We start from the raw sequence: 12,050 nt of genomic DNA, 5'->3' as shown, positions 1-12,050 counted from the left end.
GTCGGACATTGCCCAAGCCCTTAAAGGGAGGACATCACATGACGCCAACCAAATCCGCCGCTTCACACGGCCTCTTCGACGATACGGGTGCGCCGCGGCCGGGCGGCTTCGATGCCGACGTGGCCATCGTCGGCGCCGGCCCGGTGGGCACCCTGCTCGCCGTGCTGCTCGGCCTGCGCGGCCACCGGGTGACCTTGGTGGAGAAATGGCCAACCGCCTACGCGCAGCCGCGGGCGGTGACCTACGACCACGAGATCGCCCGCATCCTCTCGATCCTGGGCATCGATTCCGACCAGGACGACGCTATCAACTATCACGACGAGCTTTATTACTGGAAGAATGCCAAGGGCGAGACGCTGCTGGTGGTGGACTGGGCGAGCACGTCGGCGTCAGGCTGGCGAGTGCGCTACTGGTTCAACCAGCCCGACCTTGAAAAGCGGCTGCGCAGGATCGCCGGCGAGGTGCCATCGGTGACGCTGCGCTGGGGCTGGCAGGCAACGGCGCTCTCCCAGGACGCGGACGGCGTGTTGCTGGGGGGCACCGTCACCAACGCCGCCGGCGAGACCACCACTGAGACCATCCGCGCGCGCTATGTGGTCGGCGCCGACGGTGCCAACAGCTTCGTGCGCCAGGCGCTGGGCCTCGACTTCGTCGATCACGGCTTCTTCTTCGACTGGCTCATCCTCGACATGCTCCCGCACGGACCCTACGAGATGTCGCCGTCGCAGTGGCAGTTGTGCGATCCCCAGCGTCCCACCACGATCGTGCCAGCCGGGCCGGGCCGCCGGCGCTGGGAATATATGGTTCTACCCGGCGAGGATCCGCAGGCGCTCGCGGCGCCGGAATCGGCCTGGCGGCTGCTCGAGCCCTGGGGCCTGACGCCGCAGAACGCCACCCTGGAGCGCAGCGCGGTCTATCGCTTCCAGGCGCGGTGGGCGGAGACCTGGCGACGCGGCCGCGGCCTCATCGCCGGCGATGCAGCCCACCTGATGCCGCCCTTCGCAGGGGAGGGCATGTGCGCGGGCCTGCGCGATTCTGTGGCGCTGGCCTGGCGTCTCGACCTGATCCTCTCCGGCAAGGCCAATGATCGTCTGCTCGACACCTATGGCACGGAGCGCAAGGCGCACGCGCGCCACTACATCGAGTTCTCGATGGATCTCGGCAAGATCATCTGCATCACCGATCCCGAGGAAGCCGACGCGCGCGACCGGAGGATGATCGCCGAACTCGCGGCGTCCGACGGCACGCCGGTGCCCACCGATGTCGCCTGCCTCGGCAGCGGCGCCTGGGTGGAAGGCACGCCCCATGCCGGCGAGCTTTCGGTGCAGGGCATCGTGAGCACGACGGAGCGTAGCGGCCGGTTCGACGACGTGGTGGGCCGTGGCTGGATGGTGCTGGGCCTCGGCGCCTCGCCAGAGGCGGTGCTGACGGAGCAGCAGCGCGCGGCGCTCCGCTTCCTCGACGGGCGCTGCGTGCATATCGGCTTCGAAGGCACGGACTGCGACGCGGTGGATGTGAACGGCGCCTACGCGCAATGGCTGGGCCGCATCGGGGCGCGCTATGTGGTTCTGCGCCCTGACTTCTACGTGGCCGCCTCCGCCGCGTCGGAGGACGACTTGCGCCGCGTCATGGACCAGGTGCTGGAGCGGCTTCATCTCAGCAAGTTCGAGGTCCGCGACGGCCAGCCCGACCGGACGGCGCACAGCGCCTGAAGGGGCTCGGCGACGGACGGTCCGTCGATTGAAGACGGCGCAGGCGCGTGGCCGCGTGCGCGGCCTTTGGTACCCGCAGGGATCACGGCAGGAGCGGAGCGGGGCGGGTGATCGCCCGTGCCGCTCAACGCTGGGGCATGCCGCGTTGGCGAGTGCGGAGCATTTGTCTTGTCCCGGCACCGCGCAATACCGCTGAAGCGGCGCGACGATCGGCATCAAGGTAGTTTTTCTTGGGGCAGGAGAGGCTTTGTCCCGGAAGTGCAGCGTCGTTGTTGACACATATTCGACTTTCGATGATTATGCATATAACGATGCACTTGTATCGTTTAATGAACAAAACGAGGTGTTCCACCGCTCCGGCGTCGCCGGGGTGATGCAGGGCGCCCTTTAGAGAGAAACGCCAAGAGGAGGGAAGCATGGCTATCCGCGCGCCATAGGACAGCATTGGGCCGCCGCACGCAGCGGAACGTTCGTATAGAGCCCAATCTGTCACAGCATTTGTGAAACAGCTTGAATCGCGCGGGTCATCCGAGCCGTGCAGCGACTTCGTTTGTTCAAATCTCAAGAATACTTCATCCAAAACTATTAAATACATCCACTGCGACGCGCATGGAATGCATCGTCGCAGCGACAACGCCAAGAAAAATAACGGCCACAAACATTGAACCGGATCCAAGGGAGGACGGAATGCAATCGCACGCCAAGGTAGCCTGGGATAGACAGTACGAATGGAAGGCGGTGGCTCTGCTGTCGCTCGGCTTCGGCCTCGTCGGCATAGACCGCTTCATGATCATGCCGATGTTTCCGGCGATCATGAAGGATCTCGGCCTCACCTACCAGGATCTGGGCCACATCACCGGTATTCTCGCTATCGCCTGGGGGATATCGGCGTTCTTCATGGGGAATATTTCCGACCGCATCGGGCGCCGGAAAGTGGTTATCGGTTCCCTGGTGATCTTCTCCCTCCTCGCCGGTGCCAGCGGCCTTGCCGGCGGGGTTGGCGGACTTCTCCTGGTGCGCGCGCTCATGGGGTTCTCGGAGGGCGCCTATGCGCCGGCCAGCATCACCGCGACGCTGGAGGCCTCCAAGCCCACGCGCCACGGGCTCAATCTCGGCATCCAGCAGATGGCCATGCCGCTGTTCGGCCTCGGCCTCGCCCCCATCCTCGTCACCCAGTTGCTGGAGATTGTCGACTGGCGGTGGATTTTCCTTCTGGTCGCGGCGCCGGGCCTCATCGTGGCCTTCCTGCTCTACCGGGTGCTGCGCAATGTGCCGCGCGCGGCGGCGGCGCTCCATACCGCGACCCACGACGCCTCCGCCCATCGCTGGACCGATGTCTTCCGCTACCGGAACATTCCCCTCAACATGGTGGGAATGCTCTGCTGGCTCACCACACTCGTCGTCACCAGCGCGTTGATGCCCAACTATCTCACGGATCACCTCCACCTCGACGTACAGGCCATGGGCTTCGTCCTGTCGGGCATCGGGTTCGGCGCCAGCCTCGGCACGGTTCTCATGCCCTGGCTGTCCGATCGCCTCGGCCGCAAGCCGATCATGATCGTCTCGGTGCTCGGGGCCATCGGCTTCCTGCTCCTGCTCATGGGGACCGGAGCTGATCCCGTGTGGCTCTTCCTGTTCCTGTTTGGAGCCCACTTCTTCAACTTCGCGCTCATCTGCCTCACCGTGGGTCCGCTCAGCGTCGAGGCCGTCCCCGCGGCGCTGATGGCCACGGCCTCGGGCATCGTCATCGGCACCGGAGAGATCTTCGGCGGCGGCATCGCGCCCATCATTGCGGGCACCGTCGCCCACCATTTCGGCATCCAGTACATCCTGCACCTCGCGGTCGGCGCCATGCTGGTCGGCTTCATCGTGTGCACGGCACTCAAGGAAACCGCGCCGCGCCGCGCCCGCAAGGACCTTGTGCGGGAGCCGGCTCCTTCACCCGTCAATGGATAGCGCAACCGAATTTGGAGGGGCCGGCGGCCGCCTTCCGCCGGCCCATGAGCTGAAAACAAATCCTGACAGGGGGGCAAATGTCCAAATCGAACCTGCTCGCCGCCTGCCTGGGCGGTGCGATCCTCGCCATGCCACAACTCGCGCGGGCCACGGAAAACGGCGCTATCGCCTATCCCATCGGCGTCAATACCGTCATGGCCGGCGCCCTGCCGGGGCCCGGCGAGACCTGGTGGCAGAACTATACTGTCTATTACACCGCCGGTGCTTTCACCGACGGTCAGGGAAACGCAGCCGTGCCCGGCTTCAAGGCTGACGTGGCCGTCAATGCGGCGCGCCTGCTCCACGGCTGGGACGTGAGCCTCGGCCCGTTCGAACTCGTGTCGGGCATTGTCGTTCCCATCATGAACGTGGATGTCGGAACGGCTTCGGGATCGCAAAGTTCCTTCGGCGTCGGCGACATCACGCTGCAGCCGCTCTATCTCGGCTGGTCGAATGCGGACAAGACCTTCCTCGGCTACGCCGGCGTCGATATATTCATCCCCACGGGGGGCGGGATCTCCAACAATTTTTACAGCATCAACCCGCTCGCCAACTTTACCTGGTTTCCGACGCCGAAGTTGGAGATTTCGGGCGCGATCGGCCTTGAGTTCCATACCGAGAACACGGATACGGACTATCGATCCGGTTCCCTGTTCTTTATGGATTTCGGGGTGAACTACCATGCGTTCGACACCATCCCGCCGCTGGCCATCGGCATCGGCGGTTATGTGATCAAGCAGTTCACCGACGACAAGGTGGAGGGTGTCGTCTACCAGGACGGGTTCCGGCAGCAAGGCATCGCCATCGGGCCGCAGATTTCCTACGGCACGCCGAACGGCGCCATTGCCCTGAAATGGCAGCATGAATTCGCTACCGAGAACCGGCCGGAAGGCGAGCGCTTCTGGTGCCAGTTCCTGCTGCCGCTGCGGGTCCCCTGATGATGTGGTGCCGGCCGTGTCCCAGCGGCCGGCACCTCTACTGCTGAGGCGCGCATGCGTGCCGAAGTCTCTGGCCAAGCCAATCGAGGGGAGCCGCGAAGCGCTCGCGGATCTCCTTCGTGCGGCATGCGAGGTGATAACTGAAAATGCCGGGCACCGAGAGGTCGAACAGCCGCACGAGTTCGCCCCGCTCAAGATAGTCGCGCACCAGCAGCGAGCGCGCCATGGCGATGCCCTGCCCGGCGAGGGCGCCCCGAATGGTCAAGGCAATGTCGTCGAGCAGCGTGGAGTGGGCGGGATAGAGGATCGGCAGGCCGGCTTTTTCAAGCCACAGGTTCCATGTCACCTGGGAGTGCAGCAGCAGCGGCACGTCGGGCATCGTCTCGATCGAAAGAGCGGGATGGCGCGCGAGGAACGATGGGCTGCACACCGGGAACACCACCTCCTCGGCGATTTTCTCGGACATCATGCCCGTCACGTCACCGGTGCCGTAGACGAGGGCGATATCCGTGTCGTCCGGACATTTCTCCCCGAGGTCAGGCAAGCTGGTCAGCCGCAACCTCACCGGCCCCAGCGCGGTCTTGAATGCGTCGAGGCGGGGCAGCAGCCAGTGCTCGGCGAGGCCGATCTGCACAGCCAGATTGAGCATCTCCGACTGAGGAACCGCCTGCACGTGAGCCACCGCATAGGCCTGGCTCAGATAGTCGAGCGCCCGGCGCGTCTCGGCGGCAAGGCTGCGTCCCACCATCGTCAGCGTCATCCTGTTGCCCTGGCGCATGAAAAGGGGCTGCCCGATGGCTTCTTCAAGGCCGCGGATCTGGTGGCTGATGGCGCTGTGGGTGATGCACATTTCGTCAGCGGCCAGAGTGAAGCTGCCGAGGCGCGCAGCCGCCTCGAAGCACCGCAGCGTTTGGATGGACGGAAGCGAACGGTACGGGGCAGCCATCTTGGATCACATATCGCGACAGAAGCAGAAGCCAAGCACGCATGCGGGTCTGATGCGCACATGTCAATTCTGTTCACAGCGCGCTTGAAAATTGACCAATTGCGGCACCTTCCGGCCGTTCTTATCAAGCTCCGACGCCAATGCGGCCGCACCCGTCGTCTCAAGACACCCGAGCGGCCGGTGAGCCGGACACTCCCGGATCCAAGCAAGCAACAAACGCTGGAGGAAGCCGATGAGCATGGAACTCTCTGCCAAGACACCTACGCCTGCCAGCGCGCGGTGGTATGTAGGTGCGACGAAGGTGCAGTGGCAGGCGTTCTGGTCCGCATATCTGGGCTGGGCGCTGGACATCATGGACTTGCTGCTGTTCGCGATGTTGCTGAGCCACATCAGCACCGACCTCGGGATGGACCGTTCCACCGCCGGCATGATTGCTTCGGCGAGTCTCGTCGCCACGGCCTTCGGCGGTCTTGTGTTCGGCTTCCTCGCTGATCGGATCGGCCGCACCCGCTCCATGGTGCTGTCCATTCTGTGCTATTCGGTGGGGACGCTGCTGTGCGGTTTCTCGCAGAGCGTGGCGCAGCTCCTCCTCTTCCGTATCGTGGTGGGACTTGGCGTCGGCGGCGAGTGGTCGGCGGGCGCCGCCCTCATCACCGAGACCTGGCCGGCCCAACACCGGGGCAAGGTGATGGCCTGGGTGCAGAGTGCCTTCGCCTCCGGCTATGCGCTTGCGGCCATCGTGGCGGCGGTGCTGCTGCCGGTGATTGGCTGGCGCGGCGCCTTCTTCTTCGGCATCGCGCCGGCGTTGCTGGCCTTCTGGATTCGCCGCCACACGCCGGAGCCGGAGATCTGGAAACAGCAGACCCACCGCCTCTCGCTGATGGAAACCCTGCGCATGCTCTGTGGTGAGCATGGGCGCAGCACCGCGGTGTGCTTCGCTTTCACCGCCGCGGCGATGTGCGGCTACTGGGGCCTGTTCACCTGGATCCCCACTTGGCTCGCCACCCCCGTCGCCAACGGCGGCCCCGGCCTCGACCTCGTGAAGTCCACCACCTGGATCGTGGTGATGCAGGTGGGCGCCGCGCTCGGCTTCATCTCCTTCGGCTATGTGGCCGACTCGCTGGGCCGCAAGGTGGCTTTCGTCACCTACTTCGTGCTCTCGGCGCTGGCGGTGCCGGTCTACACGATGATTTCCACGCCCACCATGCTGCTCCTGTTCGGGCCCGTCGTCGCCTTCTTCGGCACCGGCTTCTACTCGGGCTTCGCGCCTACCTTCGCCGAGTTGTTCCCCACCAATGTGCGCGCTACGGCCCAGGGCTTCATCTACAACGCCGGTCGCGCGGTGAGCGCGCTCGCCCCCGCCGCAGTGGGCCTCCTGGCGTCGAGTTACGGCCTTTCCGGAGCCCTCGCCTTCACCGCCGGTTTCTTCCTCCTCGCCGGCCTGATCGTCCTGATCTTCCTTCCCGAGACCAAGGGAGCCAAGCTGCAATGAACATCGCCACCGCGCCTCTTTCCCGCGTGTTCGATCCCAATGCGTGGCTCACGGCCGCCGACGGCGCATGCCGGATCGACCTCAGCCATCCCATGCAGAAGGGCATGCCCATCCACCCGGCCCATCCGCCGTTCCACATCACCCTCAACAACCGGCACGGCGACGTGCTGCGCTGTTGCGGCCATTCCTCGTCCAACGAACTGATGGTCACGAGCACCCACTCCTCGACCCACATCGACGCCCTGTGCCACGTGTCGGAGCACGGGGCGCTCTACGGCAAGTTCGACGCGGGCGAGCAGCAGCAGGGCACGGACCTGTTCAAGGTGCACGGGGCAGAGACCATCGCCCCCATCTTCCGGCGGGGGGTGCTGCTCGACGTGGCGCGCAGCCTGGGGGTCGCGGCACTCGCGCCGGCTTATGAGATCACGGCGGCTGACCTCGAAGCCGCGGAGGAGGCCTCGGGCACCTCTATCGAGGCCGGAGACGTGGTTCTGGTGCGCACCGGCTGGGCGGCCTACTGGTCCAATTCGCCGAAATATCTCGGCCTCGATTCCGCCGGGGCACCGGGGCCGGGTGCCGAGGGCGGGCAGTGGCTCGCGGCGCGCAAGCCGTTCTCGGTGGGCTCCGACACGTCGGCCTTCGAGGTGATGAACCACCACAACATCACGCTTGAAGTCCACATGATCCTGATCGCTCAGAACGGCATCCACATCATCGAGAACCTGGCGCTCGAAGAACTGGGCGCGGCGGCTCCCGGCCTGTTCGCCTTCGTGGCACAGCCGCTGCGCATCAGTGGTGCCACGGGGTCGCCCATCCGACCCATCGCCCTTTTCTGAGAGCCCGACGACGGGAGTCAATCACACATGCTGACCGAGGAAGAGCGCCGTCGCGGCGCCGAACAGATCCTGCGCGCCGAGCGCGAGGGAAAGCCGGTGGCGCAGCTCAGCCGGACCTTCCCGCAGATGGAGATCGAGGACGCCTACCGCGTCCAGGACCTGTGGGCGCAGGCGCGCATCGCCACGGGCGCGCGGGTAGTAGGCCACAAGATCGGGCTGACCTCGCGCGCCATGCAGATGGCGTCGAAGATGACCGAGCCGGATTATGGCCGCATCCTCGACGATGCGCTCTACAACGACGGGGCGCAGATCCCCGCGTCGCGCTTCATCAAGCCGCGTCTTGAGGTGGAACTCGCCTTCATCATGGGTGAGGACCTTTCCGGCCCTGGCGCCCGCATCTATGACGTGATGCGGGCCACTGAATTCGTGATGCCAGCACTGGAAATCATCGACTATCGCACCGATGTGCCGCGCACCATCGTCGATACCATCGCCGACAATGCCGCCTTTGGCGCCATCGTGGTGGGCGGCCGGGTGGTTCGCCCCATGGATGTGGACATCCGTTGGGTGGGCGCCACGCTGTCCAAGAACGGCATCATCGAGGAGAGCGGTGTGTCGGCGGCCGTGATGGGCCATCCGGCGGCCGGTATCGCCTGGCTCGTAAACAAGCTTTCGGTGGTGGGAGCCAAGTTGCTGAAAGGACAGATCGTGCTTGCCGGGTCCTTCACGCGCCCGGTAGACATCACCGCCCGCGACGTTATTACCGCCGACTACGGGCCGATAGGCGCCATCAGCGTCTCCTTCACCTGAGGACGACCATGGACCTGCCACGCAACCTCTTCAAACACGCGCTCCGGGCGAGGCGGCCGCAGCTCGGGCTCTGGTGCACGCTGGCGAATGCCTATGCGGTCGAAATCGTGGCCGGCTCCGGCTTCGACTGGCTGCTCCTCGACACGGAACATTCGCCGGCGGACGTGCCCATTCGCCGCATCCAAGCCGCCGGTAGGCCAGCGGGCATCCTGACGGGGGACGAGGCCTTCGCCCGTCGGTGCATCGAGATCGGCGCGCTCTTCACCGCAGTGGGAGTGGATGCCGGCATCCTGGCACGGGCGACGGAAGGCCTCGCCGCCCGCTTCCGGGCCTAAGGGTTTCCGATGTGCCCTTGAGCCTGTCGGCCCCGGGTAGAAGCCGGGACATCACTTCGCTGGACGGTGGCCCGCCGGACCCGTCCCGGCCATTCGTTCCACGGCATCGCGGCATCGTCGGAGCGCGTCCGCGACGGTGCCGCGGCTCTCGTCAAAACGTTGCTTGGGAAGCGATACGGAGAGCACATAGTTGCCGCTGACCAATCCTCGAACCGGCAGAGCAAGCGCGCAGACTCCGCTCGCGAACTCCTCGTCGTCGACGAAGCAGTCATCAGCCGGATTGGCGATGCCGGCCAGCAGTTCCTGGTGGCTGGTGATCGTCTTGTCGGTGTAGCGGGTCAGCGGGTGGACGAGGTGGCTCGAAGCCTCCTGGCCGCTCATCTGGGAGAGGTGGGCCTTGCCGCTCGCCGTGCAATGGAGCGGCAGCGGCGTTCCGATATGGGAGACGACCCGAAGGGCCCGCGCGGGCTGCACCTGATCGACGACGAGGGCAGCATCGCCCTGCAGCATGGTGAGATCCACCGTTTCTCCGACTTCGGCGTTGAGCCTTTCGAGAATCGGCCGGACCAGGAGTGCCACGTCCCGGTGAACCGAGGCCGCGATGCGCGCGATCTCCACCCCGAGCCGCACGCCGGGCACGAGGTCGCTCTTGGCAAGCAGCCCCTCCACCTCGAGGGCGTCCACGAGGCGCTGGACAGTGGCGCGTGACAGCCCGGTTTCCTTGGCGATCTGCCCGAGGCTCAGGCCGGTGGGATGATCGGCAATGGCCCGCAGGATCGCTGCCGCCCGTGAAATCAGGCGCATCTCGCCGCGTGCCGCCTCGCCCATCGGTGCCTCCGGGCCCGGGGCTGCCGCAGGCGGGGTGGCTGCGCGTGCAGTTGCACGCGGCCGCGACTTTGTCGTTGACATGCCGTGCCTCTCAAAACTATCATTCATCAATCGATACATATGTATCGATTGATGAGCTTCAATAAGAACATTCTCGCTCTGGAAGAGCATCGGTGCTGCGTGGCAGCGGTCGATGCCTCATTCGGGCGAAGAACGTCATCAGGGAGGAGTTTGACCATGGGCATCCCGCCGGCTCAAGTGCGCCCGGCTGCCGCAAGCTTCGGCTGGAGCGGTCGTCAGCAATTCCAAGATTTCAGCGCGCCTGCTCGATGAGGCCGGCCCTGTCGGGGCATCGGTCCGCGCGCATTGCCGGCCGCATTGCCCTTCCCTGCGGCGAAGTCGCCGCGATGCGGGAGGGCCGCAGGCGCGTAGCTGCTTTTCACCATGCCACACCCGGCGCGGCGCTGCGGTGATCGCCTTGTCGTCGTCAACCTGGAGGAGTTTTTGATGCTGTCGGAAGAAGACCGCCGCAAGGGTGCAGAATTGCTGCTGCAAGCGGAGCGGGAGCGCAAGCCCATCCCGCAATTGAGCAAGACCTTTCCGGACATCGAGATCGAGGATGCCTATCGCATCCAGGATTATTGGGCACAGGCGCGCATCGCCGCTGGCGCCCGGGTCGCCGGCCACAAGATCGGCCTGACCTCGCGCGCCATGCAGCTCGCCTCGAAGATGACGGAGCCAGACTACGGGCGGATCCTCGATGATGCCTTCTACAACGACGGCGCCAGGATCCCGGCGTCGCGCTTCATCAAGCCCCGGCTGGAGGTGGAGCTCGCCTTCATCATGGGCGAAGACCTCGCCGGTCCCGGCGTACGCATCTACGACGTGCTGCGCGCCACCGAATTCGTCGTCCCCGCCCTCGAGGTGATCGACTATCGCACCGAGGTGCCGCGCGCGATCACCGACACCATCGCCGACAACGCCGCCTTCGGCTCGATCGTGGTCGGCGGACGGCCGGTTCGTCCGTTCGACGTGGACCTGCGCTGGGTGGGCGCGACCCTGTCGCAGAACGGGATCATCGAGGAGACCGGGGTTTCCGCGGGCATCATGGGCCACCCCGCCGCCGGCATCGCCTGGCTCGTCAACAAGCTCCATGTGGTTGGCACCGGACTGGAGAAAGGTCAGATCGTGCTCGCCGGATCCTTCACCCGGCCGGTCGACATCACGGCCGGGGATATCATTCAGGTGGACTACGGTCCGCTCGGCGCCATCGGCGTCTCGTTCATCTGAGGCGGCCATGGATCTACCCATCAATCCCTTCAAGCGCGCGCTGGCCGAGGGGCGTCAGCAGATCGGGCTCTGGTGCAGCCTGCCCGACCCCTATTCGGCGGAAATCGCGGCTGGCTCCGGCTTCGACTGGCTGCTGTTCGACACCGAGCACTCACCGTCCGATCCGGTCCGCACGCTCGGCCAGCTGCAGGCGGTCGCGCCCTATCCCGTCGTCCCGGTGGTCCGCCCGGCCAGCAACGATGCCGTGCTCATCAAACGCTTTCTCGACATCGGCGCCCAGACGCTTCTCGTGCCCTATGTGCAGAATGCGGACGAGGCGGGGGCCGCGGTCAGGGCCATGCGCTACGCGCCCGACGGCATCCGCGGCGTCTCGGGGCTGACCAGGGCGACGCGTTTCGGGCGCGTACCAGGTTATGCCCGGAAAGCCGCGGCGGAACTCTGCCTGCTGGTCCAGGTCGAAACCCGCGAAGCGATCGACGAGATCGAGCACATCGCCGCAGTCGATGGCGTGGATGGCATCTTTATCGGGCCCGCCGACCTCGCGGCGAGCCTCGGCTATCCGGGGGAGCCGGGCCATGCGGAGGTGGTCGCCGCGGTGGAGGCAGCCATCGTGCGGATCCGTGAGGCGGGCAAGCCTGCGGGCATCCTCACCCCCGATCCCGCCTTCGCGGCGCGCTGCATCACCCTCGGCACCACCTTCACGGCCGTCGGTGTCGATGTCGGCGTGCTCGCCCGCGGCACCGAGAAGCTCGCGGCCCAGTTCTTGGGAAAGCCGGGATCCGCCTGATCTTAGTGTCCATTATGGAGCTCAGAACGTTTATTACATTATGACTTAACTCATATGTGTATTTCGCAATAAAATCTTGGT

At 65.5% G+C, this 12,050-nt stretch carries 12 protein-coding genes; 9 read left to right on the top strand and 3 right to left on the bottom strand.

Annotated elements, in window-relative coordinates; translation table 11 throughout:
- The first annotated feature begins 38 nt into the window (after positions 1-38).
- The 3 genes from mhpA to FBQ73_RS18345 all read left to right on the top strand — a co-directional run bounded on the left by mhpA (position 39) and on the right by FBQ73_RS18345 (position 4,645).
- On the top strand, positions 39-1,712 hold the full coding sequence (gene mhpA / locus FBQ73_RS18355) for a bifunctional 3-(3-hydroxy-phenyl)propionate/3-hydroxycinnamic acid hydroxylase MhpA (RefSeq protein ID WP_138400941.1): 1,674 nt from the start codon (positions 39-41) through the stop codon (positions 1,710-1,712).
- Between the two features lie 687 nt (positions 1,713-2,399).
- Positions 2,400-3,668: an MFS transporter gene (locus tag FBQ73_RS18350; protein ID WP_138400940.1), complete on the top strand. Its 1,269-nt coding sequence runs from the start codon at positions 2,400-2,402 to the stop codon at positions 3,666-3,668.
- A 77-nt stretch (positions 3,669-3,745) separates the two neighbouring features.
- A complete protein-coding gene (locus tag FBQ73_RS18345) occupies positions 3,746-4,645 on the top strand; it encodes a SphA family protein (protein WP_138400939.1) in 900 nt (299 codons plus the stop codon).
- A 37-nt stretch (positions 4,646-4,682) separates the two neighbouring features.
- Here FBQ73_RS18345 and FBQ73_RS18340 read toward each other — a convergent pair whose 3' ends face one another.
- Together FBQ73_RS18340 and FBQ73_RS22845 are read right to left on the bottom strand one after the other, a co-directional pair.
- Positions 4,683-5,591: a LysR substrate-binding domain-containing protein gene (locus FBQ73_RS18340; RefSeq protein ID WP_138400938.1), complete on the bottom strand. Its 909-nt coding sequence runs from the start codon at positions 5,589-5,591 to the stop codon at positions 4,683-4,685.
- Between the two features lie 63 nt (positions 5,592-5,654).
- Positions 5,655-5,831: a hypothetical protein gene (locus tag FBQ73_RS22845; RefSeq protein WP_170218968.1), complete on the bottom strand. Its 177-nt coding sequence runs from the start codon at positions 5,829-5,831 to the stop codon at positions 5,655-5,657.
- Here FBQ73_RS22845 and FBQ73_RS18335 point away from each other — a divergent pair.
- Genes FBQ73_RS18335 through FBQ73_RS18320 form a run of 4 tightly spaced genes read left to right on the top strand, consistent with a single transcriptional unit; the run spans position 5,824 to position 9,064 of the window.
- Positions 5,824-7,083: an MFS transporter gene (locus FBQ73_RS18335; RefSeq protein WP_210236822.1), complete on the top strand. Its 1,260-nt coding sequence runs from the start codon at positions 5,824-5,826 to the stop codon at positions 7,081-7,083. The two genes, FBQ73_RS22845 and FBQ73_RS18335, sit on opposite strands and share 8 nt — an antisense overlap.
- Positions 7,080-7,919, top strand: a complete 840-nt coding sequence (locus tag FBQ73_RS18330; RefSeq protein ID WP_138400937.1) for a cyclase family protein — start codon at positions 7,080-7,082, stop codon at positions 7,917-7,919. The genes FBQ73_RS18335 and FBQ73_RS18330 overlap by 4 nt, the downstream gene beginning before the upstream one ends.
- Positions 7,920-7,946: 27 nt before the next feature.
- Complete coding sequence (gene hpaH, locus FBQ73_RS18325) at positions 7,947-8,729, top strand: 2-oxo-hept-4-ene-1,7-dioate hydratase (protein WP_138400936.1); 783 nt, start codon at positions 7,947-7,949, stop codon at positions 8,727-8,729.
- Positions 8,730-8,737: 8 nt separating this feature from the next.
- On the top strand, positions 8,738-9,064 hold the full coding sequence (locus FBQ73_RS18320; RefSeq protein WP_138400935.1) for an aldolase/citrate lyase family protein: 327 nt from the start codon (positions 8,738-8,740) through the stop codon (positions 9,062-9,064).
- A gap of 51 nt (positions 9,065-9,115) precedes the next feature.
- Here FBQ73_RS18320 and FBQ73_RS18315 read toward each other — a convergent pair whose 3' ends face one another.
- Positions 9,116-9,892, bottom strand: coding sequence for an IclR family transcriptional regulator (locus FBQ73_RS18315; RefSeq protein ID WP_170218967.1), 777 nt, complete (start codon positions 9,890-9,892; stop codon positions 9,116-9,118).
- Between the two features lie 507 nt (positions 9,893-10,399).
- On the opposite strand from FBQ73_RS18315, the gene hpaH (FBQ73_RS18310) reads away from it, so the two are divergent.
- Both hpaH (FBQ73_RS18310) and hpaI read left to right on the top strand, forming a co-directional pair.
- A complete protein-coding gene (gene hpaH, locus FBQ73_RS18310; protein ID WP_138400933.1) occupies positions 10,400-11,182 on the top strand; it encodes a 2-oxo-hept-4-ene-1,7-dioate hydratase in 783 nt (260 codons plus the stop codon).
- A 7-nt stretch (positions 11,183-11,189) separates the two neighbouring features.
- Positions 11,190-11,969: a 4-hydroxy-2-oxoheptanedioate aldolase gene (gene hpaI, locus FBQ73_RS18305; protein ID WP_138400932.1), complete on the top strand. Its 780-nt coding sequence runs from the start codon at positions 11,190-11,192 to the stop codon at positions 11,967-11,969.
- Positions 11,970-12,050: the final 81 nt, after the last annotated feature.

The sequence above is a fragment of the Xanthobacter autotrophicus genome, from assembly GCF_005871085.1.
GTDB lineage: Bacteria > Pseudomonadota > Alphaproteobacteria > Rhizobiales > Xanthobacteraceae > Xanthobacter > Xanthobacter autotrophicus.
This window is presented reverse-complemented; position numbering and strand designations above follow the sequence as displayed.